13 protein-coding genes are annotated in these 15,237 nt (G+C 64.1%); 8 read left to right on the top strand and 5 right to left on the bottom strand.

Going from position 1 to position 15,237, the window contains the following annotated elements:
* The first annotated feature begins 121 nt into the window (after positions 1 to 121).
* From MesoLj_RS09250 to MesoLj_RS09240, 3 genes are all read left to right on the top strand, one after another.
* Entirely contained in the window at positions 122 to 871 is a 750-nt protein-coding gene (locus tag MesoLj_RS09250; RefSeq protein ID WP_056576157.1) for an electron transfer flavoprotein subunit beta/FixA family protein, read from the top strand.
* Between the two features lie 20 nt (positions 872 to 891).
* A complete protein-coding gene (locus MesoLj_RS09245) occupies positions 892 to 1,821 on the top strand; it encodes an electron transfer flavoprotein subunit alpha/FixB family protein (RefSeq protein WP_140772305.1) in 930 nt (309 codons plus the stop codon).
* Positions 1,822 to 1,937: 116 nt separating this feature from the next.
* The gene (locus tag MesoLj_RS09240; RefSeq protein WP_013892834.1) at positions 1,938 to 2,816 is read left to right on the top strand and encodes a 3-hydroxybutyryl-CoA dehydrogenase; all 879 of its coding nucleotides are present in this window, start codon (positions 1,938 to 1,940) and stop codon (positions 2,814 to 2,816) included.
* Positions 2,817 to 2,959: 143 nt separating this feature from the next.
* Here the strand turns inward: MesoLj_RS09240 and MesoLj_RS09235 are convergent, their stop codons facing one another.
* The 3 genes from MesoLj_RS09235 to MesoLj_RS09225 form a co-directional block, all read right to left on the bottom strand.
* Entirely contained in the window at positions 2,960 to 4,939 is a 1,980-nt protein-coding gene (locus MesoLj_RS09235; protein WP_244735333.1) for a PAS domain S-box protein, read from the bottom strand.
* 162 nt (positions 4,940 to 5,101) lie between these two features.
* A complete protein-coding gene (locus tag MesoLj_RS09230; protein WP_140772309.1) occupies positions 5,102 to 5,740 on the bottom strand; it encodes an NrsF family protein in 639 nt (212 codons plus the stop codon).
* 1 nt (position 5,741) lies between these two features.
* Positions 5,742 to 6,293: a sigma-70 family RNA polymerase sigma factor gene (locus MesoLj_RS09225; protein ID WP_140772311.1), complete on the bottom strand. Its 552-nt coding sequence runs from the start codon at positions 6,291 to 6,293 to the stop codon at positions 5,742 to 5,744.
* 445 nt (positions 6,294 to 6,738) lie between these two features.
* On the opposite strand from MesoLj_RS09225, the gene MesoLj_RS09220 reads away from it, so the two are divergent.
* The 5 genes from MesoLj_RS09220 to MesoLj_RS09200 all read left to right on the top strand — a co-directional run bounded on the left by MesoLj_RS09220 (position 6,739) and on the right by MesoLj_RS09200 (position 13,109).
* A complete protein-coding gene (locus MesoLj_RS09220; RefSeq protein WP_202325812.1) occupies positions 6,739 to 7,785 on the top strand; it encodes a hypothetical protein in 1,047 nt (348 codons plus the stop codon).
* 9 nt (positions 7,786 to 7,794) lie between these two features.
* Entirely contained in the window at positions 7,795 to 9,147 is a 1,353-nt protein-coding gene (locus MesoLj_RS09215) for a hypothetical protein (protein WP_202325811.1), read from the top strand.
* Between the two features lie 120 nt (positions 9,148 to 9,267).
* Positions 9,268 to 10,275: an iron ABC transporter substrate-binding protein gene (locus MesoLj_RS09210; protein WP_140772317.1), complete on the top strand. Its 1,008-nt coding sequence runs from the start codon at positions 9,268 to 9,270 to the stop codon at positions 10,273 to 10,275.
* A gap of 174 nt (positions 10,276 to 10,449) precedes the next feature.
* Entirely contained in the window at positions 10,450 to 12,030 is a 1,581-nt protein-coding gene (locus MesoLj_RS09205) for an ABC transporter permease (RefSeq protein ID WP_202325810.1), read from the top strand.
* Positions 12,027 to 13,109 (top strand): ABC transporter ATP-binding protein, encoded by a 1,083-nt coding sequence (locus tag MesoLj_RS09200; protein ID WP_202325809.1) that lies wholly within the window; start codon positions 12,027 to 12,029, stop codon positions 13,107 to 13,109. Before MesoLj_RS09205 ends, MesoLj_RS09200 begins: the two co-directional genes overlap by 4 nt.
* Positions 13,110 to 13,209: 100 nt before the next feature.
* Here the strand turns inward: MesoLj_RS09200 and MesoLj_RS09195 are convergent, their stop codons facing one another.
* The gene (locus tag MesoLj_RS09195; RefSeq protein ID WP_202325808.1) at positions 13,210 to 14,307 is read right to left on the bottom strand and encodes a sn-glycerol-3-phosphate import ATP-binding protein UgpC; all 1,098 of its coding nucleotides are present in this window, start codon (positions 14,305 to 14,307) and stop codon (positions 13,210 to 13,212) included.
* Between the two features lie 12 nt (positions 14,308 to 14,319).
* A complete protein-coding gene (locus tag MesoLj_RS09190) occupies positions 14,320 to 15,234 on the bottom strand; it encodes an ABC transporter permease subunit (RefSeq protein ID WP_202325807.1) in 915 nt (304 codons plus the stop codon).
* Positions 15,235 to 15,237 lie beyond the last annotated feature (3 nt).

Genomic DNA, 15,237 nt, shown 5'->3' with positions numbered 1-15,237 from the left:
ATTTCCATCCGGCCGGAATTCCGTCTGGCCGGAATTCAGTCAGGAATGTCGGCTTTCGACAACTCAGAAAGGGCGCAGGCTGTTATAGCGCGCCCAACTAGCGTGAAGAGGTGACAGGCAAATGAAGATCCTTGTGCCCGTGAAGCGGGTTGTGGATGCGAACGTCAAGGTTCGCGTGAAGGCTGATGGTTCGGCGGTTGAACTCGCCAACGTCAAGATGGCGATGAACCCGTTCGACGAGATCGCGGTGGAAGAGGCGATCCGGCTGAAGGAAGCCGGCAAGGCCGAGGAGATCATCGTCGTCTCGATCGGCCCGCAGCAGGCGCAGGAAACGCTCCGCACCGCGCTCGCCATGGGCGCCGACCGCGCCATCCTGGTCAAGACCGACGAGCAGACCGAGCCGCTCGGCGTCGCCAAGGTGCTGAAGGGCGTCGTCGAGGCCGAACAGCCCGGCCTCGTCATCCTCGGCAAGCAGGCGATCGACGACGATTCCAACCAGACCGGCCAGATGCTGGCGGCACTGCTCGGCTGGGCGCAAGGCACCTTCGCCTCCAAGCTCGTGCTCGACGGCGACAAGGCCAAGGTGACGCGCGAAGTCGATGGCGGCCTGCAGACGGTGGAACTGAAGATGCCGGCGATCGTCACCGCCGACCTTCGCCTCAACCAGCCGCGCTACGCCTCGCTGCCCAACATCATGAAGGCCAAGAAGAAGCAGCTCGACGAGAAATCGCCGGCCGACTACGGCGCCGACGTCAAGCCGCGCCTCAAGGTCATCAAGACCGAGGAGCCGGGCGGCCGCAAGGCAGGCGTCAAGGTCAAGAGCGTCGCCGAACTGGTCGACAAGCTGAAGAACGAAGCCGGCGTGCTCTGAGATCGGAAGGAACAGATAAAATGGCAATTCTCCTCATCGCGGAACACGACAACGCCACCCTTTCCGACCAGACCGCCAAGGCGCTGTCGGCGGCCCTGCAGATCGGTTCGGACGTGCATGTGCTGGTGGCCGGCAAGGGCGCCAAGGGCGCTGCCGACGCTGCCGCCAAATTGAAGGGCGTGAGCAAGGTGCTGCTCGCCGAAGCCGACGAACTCGCCGAGCGCCTCGCCGAACCGACGGCGGCCCTCGTCGTGTCGCTGGCTGGCGGCTACGACACCATCATCGCGCCGGCGACCTCGTCGGGCAAGAACGTCGCGCCGCGCGTCGCGGCGCTGCTCGACGTCGCGCAGGTGTCCGAGATCATCGAAGTGGTCTCGCCCGACACCTTCAAGCGTCCGATCTACGCCGGCAACGCCATCCAGACGGTGCAGTCGACCGACGCCAAGAAGGTCATCACCGTGCGCACCGCCTCCTTCCAGGCGGCGCCCGAGGGCGGCTCCGCCGCTGTCGAGACCGTCAAGGCGGCCGCCAATCCAGGCCTATCCTCCTTCGTCGAGAACAAGCTGTCGGAGACCGATCGTCCGGAACTGACCTCTGCCAAGATCATCATTTCGGGCGGCCGTGCTCTCGGCTCGTCGGAGAAGTTCCAGGAGGTCATCCTGCCGGTCGCCGACAAGCTCGGGGCCGCGGTCGGCGCGTCCCGCGCCGCCGTCGATGCCGGCTATGCGCCGAACGACTGGCAGGTCGGCCAGACCGGCAAGGTCGTCGCTCCCGATCTCTACATCGCGGTCGGCATCTCCGGCGCCATCCAGCACCTCGCCGGCATGAAGGATTCCAAGGTCATCGTCGCCATCAACAAGGACGAGGAGGCCCCGATCTTCCAGGTTGCCGACTATGGCCTCGTCGGCGACCTCTTCGTCATTCTGCCGGAGTTGCAGAAGGCGCTTTGACGCTCTCTGGCAAAGCGTATTAAATGCTTGGGGTGGGGTAGACGAAGTCGCCCCGCCCTTTTAGTTTGCACCGCACAAAAAGCAGGCTGCAAAGGCCTTTTGACGGGATCGGTGTAATGAGCAAGATCGAGACGATCGGCATCATCGGCGCGGGCCAGATGGGTGGGGGTATCGCCCATGTCTCCGCGCTTTCGGGCTACAAGGTGCTGATCTACGATATATCGCCCGACCGCATCGAGAAGGGCATCGCCACCATCAGCGGCAACATGGCCCGCCAGGTGGGCTCCGGCAAGCTCGACGAGAAGCTGCGCAACCAGGCAATGGCGCGCATTGCCTCGGCACCGGCGATGGCGGATCTCGCCGGCGCCGATCTGGTGATCGAGGCGGCAACCGAGGACGAGACTGTCAAGCGCAAGATCTACGCGCAGCTCTGTCCGCAGCTCAATCCCGAAGCCATACTGGCGACCAACACCTCGTCGATCTCGATCACCCGGCTTGCCGCGCAGACCGACCGGCCGGAGCGTTTCATCGGCATACATTTCATGAACCCGGTGCCGCTGATGAAGCTGGTCGAGCTGGTGCGCGGCATCGCCACCGAGGACCAGACCTTCGAGGCGGCTAAGACCTATGTGAAGCAGCTCGACAAGACGATCACGGTCTCGGAGGACTTCCCGGCCTTCATCGTCAACCGCATCCTGCTGCCGATGATCAACGAGGCGATCTACACGCTCTATGAGGGTGTCGGCTCGGTCGACGCCATCGACACCGCAATGCGGCTCGGCGCCAACCATCCGATGGGACCGCTGCAGCTGGCCGATTTCATCGGCCTCGACACCTGCCTGTCGATCATGCAGGTGCTGCATGACGGCCTGTCGGATTCGAAGTACCGCCCCTGCCCGCTGCTGGTCAAATATGTCGAGGCGGGCTGGCTCGGCCGCAAGACCGGGCGTGGCTTCTACGACTATCGCGGCGAGCATCCCGTTCCGACGCGCTAGAGCAATTCCAGGAAAAGTGTGAGCGGTTTTCCCGGGAAAGGCGCGTAGCGCTTTCCCTAGGGAATTGTGTCAAAACAAGGAGTTGGAGTGGTTCGCCGTTTCCTTGAAACGGTGAAGCGTTCTAACGTTTCCGCCGCCACCGCTCACGACGCCGCGGCGAGAGGCTTGGGCTCTTCTGACCCGTGGTCGGTGATACTGCCATCCGGCGCCACGCAGACGCATCCGCGGCCGGCGGCCTTGGCCGCATAGCAGGCGGCGTCGGCCCTTGCGATGATCTCATCGGCTTCGCCGCAATCGGGATTGATCGCCGCCAGCCCGATACTGGCGCCGATCGCGTGCGACCGGCCATCCCAGGTGAAGTTCAGGTCGGCTATCGCATCGATGATGGAGCGCGCCGCGATCCTGGCACCGGCGGTCGAACCCGATTTCAGGATGACGGCGAATTCGTCGCCGCCCAGGCGCGCGACGATGTCCTCGGGACCAAGCACGCCGCGCACGGCCTCGGCGACCCGCTTCAGCAAGGCGTCTCCGGCGGCGTGACCGCCCGTGTCGTTGACCAGCTTGAAATGGTCGAGGTCGATGAACATGAACTGATGGCCGCCCCCAGCCGTCGTGCCGTCCTTGCGTGACTGCTCGACCAGTTCCTCCATCGTCCGGATGAAGCTCGAGCGATTGGCAAGGCCGGTCAATGCGTCATGTGCCGCGGCGTGGGCAAGCTGACGCTGCAGCGCGCGCGCATCGGTGAAGTCCTGGAAGACGATGACCAGCCCGCAGAATTCGTTGCGCTCGTTCATGATTGGCGACACGACCTGGCGGATGCTGCAGCGTGTGTTGTCGCGGCGGACCAACACGGCGCGGCTGTTCTGGTCGGAGGGAGCCTCCCCGCCGATCGCCGGCCGCGTCACGCCGATCCTGTGACCCGTCTCCTCGTCGACCGCCCAATAGACATGGCCGAGCGTCTTGCCGAGAGCCGCCTCGCCGGAAACGCCGGTCAGCTTCTCGGCAACCGGGTTCATGAAGGTGACGCGGTTCGCCGCATCGGTGCAGATGACGGCATCGCCGATCGACTGCAGCGTCACCCGCAGCCGCTCCTTCTCATCGGCCAGCATTGCCGCCGACACGGTCAGGCGCTCCTCGATCTCCTTGCGCCGGGTGATGTCGGTCAAGCTGCCGATGGCCCTGATCAGACGCCCTTCCTCGTCGCGCTCGATGGCCTTGCCGCGGTCGAGTATCCAGATCCAGCGGCCGTCCTTGTGGCGCATCCTGAACTCGGCTTCGAAGAATGGCGTCTTGCCGTCAAGGTGGGCACGATCCGCTTCGGCGACGGTCTCGCGGTCGTCGGGATGGATCATGGTCAGCCAGCGGTCGGGATCGCCATCAAGCTCGCCCTCATCGAACCCCAGCATCTTGACCCAGGTCGAGGAATAGGTTGCGCCGCCCTTGCGCATGTCGAGGTCCCACACGCCCTGACCGGCGCCGGCGAGCGCGAAATTCCAGCGCGTCTCAGCCTCGGCGATGCGCGCCTCGGCCTGCTTGCGCGCATCGATGTCCTCGATCTGCGAGACGAGATAGAGCGGGCGACCGCTTTTCTCGTCACGAATGACGGAGCCGGCAAGATGCGCCCAGACCGGCGTGCCGTCCTTGCGCAGATAGCGCTTCTCGAAGTGAAACGCATGGGCGGTCCCTGCTTTCAGACGGTCCATCGTTTCGCGTCCGATCTGCAGATCGTCGGGATGCGTGATCTGGAAAAAGGTCAGCGCCTCGATCTCGTCGCGGCTGTAGCCAAGCATGGTGGCGAAGGCCGGATTGGTTTCGAGAATGCGCCCGTCAAGCCCGACAATGGCGATGCCGATCACCGAATCCTGCATGGCCCGGCGAAAGCGCTGCTCTCCCTCCGCCATCTGTCGTCGATCTTCCGAGATGCGACCGATGAAAAGGTAGGCGAAGAAAAGCGCGCAGACTGTCACAGCTACCGATACTTGAAGACAAAGTCTGAGCGCTTCCGCGCCAAGGTCCAGCCTGGACAGCACAAGCGAGACCGACACCACGCCAAAACCGGCCACAAGCAGCGCCAGCGCTGGATACTTGCAGGGTCCCGGCCCGATCATTCCTCGCAAAGTCACGATCCGTACCACCCCCGTGGGCAATCGCTTTTTTCCGTTAAAACCCTGAAGGATCGATTTTAAGGAAAGGTTGCCCCGGGGCACTGGCGACATGGACAACCGGCAAACAATTGCCGGCATGATTAAGGATCGGTATGCGCGAGGGAGGTCGCAGGTATCCTGCTACCAGCGCACGAAGAACCGCCCGCCAAGCGCGCCAAGCAAGGCGAGCACAGCGATCGCGATCGTGTACCAGGTGGCGACGAAAAGCGGCGAATCGTCGAAACAGTGCGCTGCGTAGAAGGTCGCCGCCAGTCCGCCGGCAAGCAGCCCCGCGACAGCGCCGGCAAGCACCGGCCGCGTCGGCGCGCCGTAGCGCAGCATCCATAGGAAGATCGCCAGCGGGCCAATGCCGATCAGCGGAATGAAGCTCATGCAGATCATCATGTTGGAACCGACCATGCGCGTGCCCCACAACGCCTCCGGCACCATGAAGAGCTCCAGAACCACCGCCACGACCACCAGCAGCGGCGCGGCCAACATCCCTGCCATCGCCCGACCTGTCGAGGCACCCGGCGTCGACAAAGCGCGGATCAGGGCGAAAGCGCTGACGGCCAGCACGATGGTGAAAACGAATTTCGACAGGAAGCGCATCGTATGTGCGGCCACCATGAAGTCGGGGCGCGGGCCGATCGTCAGCAGGAAAACGACGGCCGCGATGACAATGGCCGCACCGGCAGCCAGCCACCAGGCCGAGCGCAATGGCATCGCCTTGCTGCTTGCGTCGGCGTCGAGCGCCTTGATGAGATCCTCGGTCCTCATGTCATTCCCGCCCAAATCGCCCTTGCCCAAATCGCTTGGCTATGGCGGCAAGCCCGCGATGCAGCGACACACGCACCGCTGTCTCGCTGATGCCGAATTTCGTAGCCGTCTCGCCGATCGAGCGGCCCTCCACCGATACGGCCGAGACCACGGAACGCTGTGCCGGGGGCAACCCATCCAGGGCCCGGTTGATGTCGCGCTCACTGACGGTTTCGGTTTCCGGCTCGGCGAAGGTCTCGGCGATATCGTCGACATCGATCTCGATGCGCCGACCGCGCCGCCGGAACGCGTCGATCAGCTTGAAGCGGGCGATCGCATAGACCCAGGGCAGGACCGGTGCGTCCTGTCGCCAGGTATGCCGTTTCACATGAATGGCCAGCAAGGTTTCCTGCACGACATCCTCGGGATCGACCCCGCCCTGCACGATCTTGCGCCTCACAAAACCGCGGACCAGCGCGGCAATCCGGTGGAGAAAGTCGGCATAGGCCTTTTCATCTCCCGCGATCGCGGCCCGCAACAGCCGGGAAAGCTCGGCCTCGTCCTTGCCGCTCACAAGAGTTCACTCCCCGATTTTCGCGCCTCGGCGCAGATTTGTTACGTGGCCGGCGAAATAATGTCCAAGCCAAACTACGGGCAAGTCACGAAAGTTTGCTCGGCAGCCCACGAAATTCCATGCGGCATTCCCAGGCTCCCGGCCGCCTTGGGTGAGAAACAGTGCGGTCAAACCCTTCGTTGACGCAACGTAAGCTCTACTATAGCGTGAAAAGATCGGAGGGAGGCCAAGATGGATTTCATAGAACGCATTTTTGGATTTTCTCCCGACAATGGCTCGGGAACTTTCGAAGGCAGCATTGTCATTGCGGTCATAGTCCTTATCGCCGCGATCTACTTCTATAGAAGACAGAGATCACCGAAAAAGTAGCATTTTAGACAGCTGACGGAGATGCCTCCGCCAGAAGAGCATCGCCTTTGCGTCCTCTCAGCGCGGGAAGCACGATATGGCAGGATCTCTGGTCAACCACGTTCGAATTGCAGTCCTTTTGTTGTTCGCCGCCGATTTCTGGAAGCGTCTCGCGGCCGGACTTAAGGTGCTGTTTGCTACGATACGCATGCTGCTTTGCCGCCTGGTCAAGGGTCAGCCGCTGCCGAAGCCGGCACAGAACGATTGCTGTATCCAGCTGCCGCCCGATATTTACAAACGCGCCGATCCGCTTCTCTACGCCCAATACTACCTTATGGCGCAGGGGCTCGCCGTTACCTGGGACAATCCCGATATCGACATTTTCGACGGCGCCGCACTGGTCACCGGGCCGCTTCAGCCCGCCCATCGATATCGCGTCCGCGTTCGTGTCTGGAACGGGTCCTATGATGCCCCGGCGGTCGGAGTGGGGGTGGCGCTGTCCTATCTCTCCTTCGGCGCACAAACGGTTTCTCATCCGATCGCCAGCACTGCCGTCAATCTCGGCGCCAAGGGCACGATCGACTGCCCTGCCTATGCGGAGTTCAGTTGGACCACGCCGGCCATTGGCGGCCATTACTGCCTCCAGGCACAGCTCTCCTGGGGCGATGACGCCAACCCCAACAACAATCTTGGCCAGAAGAACGTCAACATCGCCCAGATGCAGTCTCCGGCAAAGTTCGCCTTCACCGTCCGCAACGAAGCTTCGGTCGCCCGCCGCTTCCAGATCGAGGCGGACTGCTACGGACTGCCGAAACTGCGGCCATGTGTCCCGGAAGCGCCACACGGCCAAGGCCGGGGCGACACGCCGTTGCCACGCCTGGCCGAGAGCAAGGCGCGCTGGGCGAGAGCCTTGGAAGAACAGGCCTATGGCCGGTTTCCAGTCCCGGATGACTGGTCGGTCAGGATCGTTCCGGACTCGCTTTCTCTGCAGCCGCGCCAGGAGGTCGAGGTTGCTGTCGAGATCGAACCAAAGGACGCCGCCTTCCGCGGCACGAAGACCTTCAACGTCCACGTCTTCACGATCGGCGAGAGCGGGTCGCGCACCATGACCGGCGGCGTCACGCTGACGGCGACGAAAGGCTGAGGTGCTCCGATGGCCTACAAGCACTATACGAGCTGCTTTCTCTATCCCGCCGGCGGCAAGCCCTACAATGAGGACGACCGGCTGGCCTTCCTCGCCGGCCAGGCGCTGCAGATCATCGTCATCACCGGGCTGGCGGCCGCCTTCGGCTTGCTGCTCGGGCCGGTCGGCGCGGTCCTTGCCGCAGCCATCGCGTTCCTCTCTTCGGCCACGGCAACGATCGACAAGGCCGCCGGGGAATGGCTCAACCATCGCCTGGTCTGCCTCGACAAGGACAATCCGAAATGCGCCGTCGGCATCGTGTCCTACAATCCGTTCCGCAGCGATCTCGGCGCCTTCGACAATGACCAGTATTTCGACGTCATCCTCATGCCGCATCCGACGGCCGAGATCCTCAACGCCGAAACCAACCAGGCGGCTCTTGCCGCCGCCAATCGCTACGATGCCAATGGCAATGTCGTGCCGGAATTTGCCGCCAAGGTCACGGCCCATCCAGCGAACGACATTCTCAATGACGGCTTCCAGGGCCATGAATTGCTGTTCCCACGCGATGACCTGAAGACGGATCTGGGCTATGCGCCCGCCGACGACCATGCACGCTGGGGCCTGCACTGCGAGGCCGAGGGCGACTTCTGGATCAAGATGCGCCAATGGGCGCCGGCCATCGTTATCCTGCTGACGGCGGCCCTGGTCGTGACCGCGGCCGCGGCCGCCGCCGGCGCAAGTGTCGGCGCGGCTGTCGGTTGCGCCATAGGATCGTTCTTCCTGGGTGCGCTGGGATGCGCCATCGGCTCGTTCCTCGGAGGATTGCTCGGAGGGGCCATTGGTGGCGCCATCGGCGGAGCGGCATCCTACTTCGGTGCAGTCAAACCGGTCCTGGAAGGGCTGTTCAACTGGAACCCCGGCAATGTCGAGGACGCCAATGTCGGCGACAAGGCGCTCGGGCCCATCAGGATGGGCGATCATGTCGCCGTCCTTGGCGAGCATGTCTATGACGGCTATCACAAGGGGTGGCATGAATTCCATCCCCTGATGGCGGTAGTCAAGTTCGATGCCGCGGCCGGTGTCGACGCAACGCACTATCTTCAATGGAATCCGGACTTTCCCGACACGGGCGCGATCCCGCCCAAGCCTCCGGGCGAGGCCACGGACCTCACCGCTCAGGATATGCGCGACGGACTCGGCAGCGCGGCGTTCAAGACACGCTGTGAGAATTTGCGCAGAACCTGGTGCGCCATGCTGAATGACGCGTTCGATCCCGAGACCAGGCGGACACAGCAGGGACTGGACCAGCGCTGGACGATTCATCCCATGATCGACGGCTGTATCCCGGAGCCACGGCCACCCGGGCCACATATCGGGTGAGATGTCGTCATCGATGCCGCGAAGCGCAAAACGGTGATGAACGGAATTCAATCTTGACTAGTGCATTCATGAATTGATACTCGGTCGCATCCGCAGCGCGGACAACCCGAGGAGTACCTTATGAAATCCCCCCTTCTTGCCCTTGCCGGTGTCGCCGCATTTGCAATCAGCCTGGCTGCCGGTCCGGCGATGGCCGAGGATACAGGCATCATCGTCTATAACGCCCAGCATGAAAGCCTGGCCAAGGAATGGGCCGAAGGTTTCACCAAGGAAACCGGCATCAAGGTCACGCTGCGCAATGGCGGCGACAGCGACTTCTCCAACCAGATCGTCGCCGAGGGTGCCGCCTCGCCCGCCGACGTGTTCCTCACCGAAAACTCGCCAGCCATGGCGCTGGTGGAGAGCGCCGGCCTGTTCGCGCCGGTCGACGCCGACACGCTGGCTCAGGTGCCGCAGGACTATCAGGCGAGCAGCGGCAAATGGGTGGGCGTGGCCGCGCGCAGCACCGTCTTTGCCTACAACACCACCAAGCTCAAGGCCGACCAGTTGCCCAAGTCGCTGCTCGATCTTGCCGACCCGAGCTGGAAGGGCCGCTGGGCGGCCTCGCCCTCGGGCGCCGATTTCCAGGCCATCGTCAGTGCGCTGCTGCAGCTCAAGGGTGAGGCCGCCACGGCGGACTGGCTGAAGGCGATGAAGGAGAACTTCACTGCCTACAAGGGTAACAGCACCGTGATGAAGGCGGTCAACGCCGGCGAGATCGAAGGCGGCGTGATCTACCACTATTACTACTTTGGCGATCAGGCCAAGACCGGCGAGAACAGCAAGAACGTCGCGCTGCACTATTTCAAGAACCAGGATCCGGGCGCTTTCGTCTCGGTCTCCGGTGGCGGCGTGCTCGCCTCGAGCAAGCATCCGAAGGAAGCCCAGGCTTTCCTGAAGTGGGTGACGGCCAAGGGCGGCCAGGATGTGCTGAAGAACGGAACCTCCTTCGAATACGCGGTCGGCAAGGGCGCCGAATCCAATCCGAAGCTGGTGCCGCTGGCCGATCTGCAGGCGCCGAAGGTCGACGCCGCGACGCTGAACTCCAAGAAGGTCACCGACCTGATGACGGCAGCCGGCTTGCTTTAGTTGCTGTTCGTCCTAATAAGGACAAACCGACCGAGCTCCCGCGGGACTTCGCCTTCCGCGGGAGCGTTTTGTTTTCGAGATGGCATTCGTCGATGACGACACGCTGCGTTCCTGACCGCGATCATAGCCCCTTTATTGCCGCCACCGCGCCGCAACCGTGGGGTGTCTGAGCTGATGCAGCCCGCGGTCGATCTCGCGCGCGCTGGCTTGCCGCCGACGATGCGCCGAAAGGCGCGAAGGCGGGTGGCACCCTGGCTTGTCACCGCCGCTGTTTTCGTCTCGCTGCTCTCCCTTCTGCCGCTCGCCTTCATCATCTGGACCGCGGTGCAGACGGGCTGGGAAACCGTTTCGGCGCTGGTCTTCCGGCCGCGCGTCGGCGAACTGTTGGTCAACACCACCCTGCTGGTCCTGCTGGCCGTGCCGATCGCCATCGTGCTGTCCGTCGCGCTGGCCTGGCTGACCGAGCGCAGCGACCTGCCTGGCGCCAGGCTTTGGGCCTGGCTGTGCGTGGCGCCGCTCGCCATTCCGGCTTTCGTGCACTCCTATGCCTGGATCACCATGGTGCCCGGTCTGCACGGCCTGTGGGCGGGCGTGCTGGTGTCCGTGATCGCCTATTTCCCCTTCCTGTATCTGCCCGTATCGGCGGCGCTGCGCCGCCTCGACCCTGCCCTGGAGGACGCGGCCTCGGCCCTTGGCCTTGGGCCCTGGCGCGTGTTCTGGCGTGTCGTGGTGCCGCAACTCAGGCTGGCCATCTGCGGCGGCTCGCTGCTGGTCGGACTGCATCTGCTGGCCGAATATGGCCTCTACGTCTTCATCCGCTTCGATACCTTCACCACGGCGATCGTCGACCAGTTCCAGTCGACCTTCAACGGACCGGCCGCCAACATGCTGGCCGGCGTCCTGGTGACCTGCTGCTTCGTGCTTCTGGGCCTCGAAGTGCTGGTGCGCGGAGAAGAGCGCTACGCCCGCGTCGGCTCCGGCGCGGCGCGCTACCAGCAACGCACGAGCCTCGGCCGCGCCACCATCCCGAGCCTGGCCTTGCTTGCCGTCACCACGCTGCTGGCGCTTGGCGTGCCCTTCGTGACCATCGGCCGCTGGCTCATCGCCGGCGGCGCCGAGGTCTGGCGTCTCGATGAGATCGGCCTGGCGCTCGGCCAGACGCTGTTCCTGTCGATTGCCGGGGCCTTGCTTGCCACCGTCGCCGCCATGCCGATGGCCTGGATCTCGATCCGCGCGCCGGGACCGTTGCAGCGCCTGCTGGAGGGTTGCAACTACATCGTCGGCTCGCTACCGGGTGTCGTCATCGCGCTGGCGCTGGTCACCATCACCGTGCGTATCGCCCTGCCGCTCTATCAGACGCTGTTCACCATCCTGGTCGCCTATGCCCTCATGTTCCTGCCGCGTGCCCTGGTCAGTCTGCGCGCCTCGATCGCCCAGGCCCCGGTCGAGCTCGAGCGCGCCGCGTCCAGCCTCGGCAGGCCGCCGCTCAACGCGCTGTGGTCGACGACCATCCGCCTGTCGGCGCCCGGTGCCGCGGCCGGCATGGCGCTGGTGGCGCTTGGCATCATGAACGAACTGACCGCGACCCAGATGCTCGCGCCAAACGGCACCCGCACGCTGGCAATGGCGTTCTGGTCCTACAGCGGCGAGATCGATTACGCCTCGGCGGCACCTTACGCCTTCATCATGGTGGCGATGTCTCTGCCGCTGACATGGCTGCTCTATGTCCAGTCGAAACGGATGGCGGGACGATGAGCTTTCTCGAAATCAGCGGCCTGAAAAAACATTACGGCCCGGTCGCGGCCCTTGCCGGCATAGACCTCAATGTCGTCAGCGGCAGCCGGACCGCGATCGTCGGCCCGTCCGGCTGCGGCAAGACGACCTTGCTGCGGCTGATCGCGGGCTTCGAGGCACCGGATCAGGGCCGTATCATGCTCGACGGCAAGATGCTGGCCAATGGCGGCGCCGCGGTCCCGGCACATCGCCGCGGCATCGGCGTGGTGGCGCAGGACGGCGCCCTGTTCCCGCACCTGACCATATCGGACAATATCGGTTTCGGCATGGACCGGGGCGAGGACAAGCGCGCCGAACGCATCGTCGAGCTCGCTTATATCGTGGGGCTGGACAAGGCGATCCTCAAGCGCCGCCCGCACGAACTCTCAGGTGGCCAGCAGCAGCGCGTGGCGTTGGCCCGCGCCATGGCGATGAAGCCGCGGCTGATGCTGCTCGACGAGCCGTTCTCGGCACTCGACACCGGCCTGCGCGCCTCGATGCGCAAGGCGGTGGCCGAGCTTCTGGAGGCGGCCGGCATCACCACCATCCTGGTGACGCACGACCAGGCCGAGGCGCTGTCCTTCGCCAGCCAGGTGGCGGTGATGCGCGACGGCATATTCTCGCAGGTCGGCACGCCGCGCGATCTCTACCTCAAGCCGAAGGACCGGATGATCGCGGAATTCCTCGGCGATGCCATCATCCTGCCGGCGAGCATCTCGGGCGGCTTCGCCAACTCGCCGCTGGGCCGCATCGCCGTCGACACGTCGGACAGCCGCGATGTCGCCCGCATCATGCTGCGGCCGGAGCAGATCGGGCTGAAACGGACATCGCGCGAAGGCATGTCAGGCACGCCGGACATGTTGTTCGGCGAGGTGACGGACTCGGAATTCGCCGGCGCGACATGCACGATCGCGGTGCGCCTCCTGAACAACGCCGATCCGCCGGACGCCGCCGCGATAGGCAACACGCCGCTGATCCTGCGCAAATCCGGCATGGACGCGCCGGCGGTCGGTGAGATCGTGCGGCTCACCGTGTCGGGAAAGGCGCATGTGTTCGCTTGAACGACGACGGCACCGCCGGCGCGCAATGGACAGTTCAGGCGGCGATGCGGCCGCCGGTATCGGCTGACCAGATCGGCCACTGCTCAAGGAAGCCTGAAAATCAGAGCGCCGGCTCGGGCACGGACGCCTTGAAGACATCGAGGCGGCTTCCCGTCTCCGACGAGAAGAAATGCATGTCCACGGGCAAGATCTTCAAGCCGACGGCACTGCCGGGCTCGGGGTGGACCGCCTCCGACGTCATCACCGAAAACGGCGCGCCGTCGAGATCGACATAGATCACCCGCCCCGCGCCCAGTTCCTCGACCAGGTCGACGGTGGCGTTGAGCGCGCCGGCCGTGCCCGGTGCAACCAGCCGGACGGCTTCCGGCCGGATGCCCATCGCCACCTTCGTGCCGACCGGCAGGCCGGCGCGGGCGATGGCCAGGCGCCGGCCGCCGAGCAGTGACAGCCCGTCGAGTTCGACCGTGCCTTCCAGAATGTTCATCGCCGGCGCGCCGACAAAGGTGGCGACGAAGCGGCTGGCCGGGCGGGTGTAGATTTCACCGGGTGTGCCGACCTGTTCGACGCGTCCGCCATTCATCACCACCAGCCGGTCGGCGAGCGTCATCGCCTCGACCTGGTCGTGGGTGACGAAGACGGAAGTGGCATTCAGGCGGCGATGCAGCTTGCGGATTTCCGAACGCATCTGCACGCGCAGCTTGGCGTCGAGATTGGACAGCGGTTCGTCGAACAGGAACACCTTCGGTTCGCGGATCATCGCGCGGCCCATGGCGACGCGCTGACGCTGGCCGCCGGAAAGCGCCATCGGCTTGCGGTCGAGCAGATGTTCAAGCTCCAAAGTGCGGGCGACCGCCTGGATCCGCTGCGTGCGCTCGGCCGAGGGCACGCCGGCGACCTTGAGCGAATAGCCGATGTTCTGGGCGACACTCATATGCGGATAGAGCGCGTAGTTCTGGAACACCATGGCGCAGCCGCGCTCGCGTGGCTCCAGCTTGTTGACGACAGTGCCGTCGATCGCGATCTCGCCATCGGAAATCTCTTCCAGGCCGGCGATCATGCGCAGCAGCGTGGACTTGCCGCAGCCGGACGGTCCGAGAATGACGACGAATTCGCCCGAGGCGAAGTCGAGGTCGACACCGTGCACGACCTGCGTCTTGGCGTAGTTCTTCTTGACGCCGCGTATTGCGATGGAGGCCATTCTTGTCTCCTCTTATTTCTCGGTGGCGATCAGACCGCGCACGAACCAGCGCTGCATCAGCACCACGACGATCAGCGGCGGCAGCATGACGATCAGCGTCCCTGCCATGGCGATGTTCCATTCCGGAATGCCGCCGACATTGGGGATCAGTTGCTTGAGCTCGGTGACCGCCGTCGCGTGCGACTGGTCGGTGGTGATCAGCAGCGGCCACAGATACTGGTTCCAGGCCCACAGGAACATGATGGTGCCAAGTGCCGCCATGTTGTTGCGCGACAGCGGCAGCAGGATGTCGATGAAGAACCGCAGCGCCCCGGCGCCGTCCATGCGCGCCGCCTCTGTCAGCTCATCCGGCACCGTCAGGAAGAACTGCCGGTAGAGAAACGTGCCGGTGGCCGTGGCGATCAGCGGCATGATCAGCCCGGTATAGGAATTGAGCAGCCCGAGGCTGAGCGAGACCTGCACGCCCGACACCTTCTCGATCAGCCAGCTTAGACCGGTCACGTCCAGAATGGCCTGATAGGGCGACAGCACATTGGCAACAACCGCATAGGTCGGCACGATGCGCACCTCCAGCGGCAGCATCAACGTCACGAAGATCAGCCAGAAGATGAAGGTGCGCCCGGGATAGCGGAAGTAGACGATCGAGAAGGCGGTGAGCGCCGAGATGATCACTTTGCCGGCGGCGACACCCGCCGCCATGATGAAGCTGTTGAGCAGCTTGGGGCCGAGGTCCGCCGTCGTCCAGGCGGTCTTGATATTGACCCAGAAGTCGCTGCCCGGCAGCAGCGACATCGGCACATCGTTGACATCCCTGAGATTGTGCGACGCGGCGATCGCAACGACCACGAACGGCGCGATGCAGAAGACGAAGCCGATGAACAGGATCAGGTGCGTGAAGAAATTGAGGAACGGAGTGCGCTCGACCATGGC

Source organism: Mesorhizobium sp. 113-3-9 (assembly GCF_016756515.1).
GTDB lineage: Bacteria > Pseudomonadota > Alphaproteobacteria > Rhizobiales > Rhizobiaceae > Mesorhizobium.
This window is presented reverse-complemented; position numbering and strand designations above follow the sequence as displayed.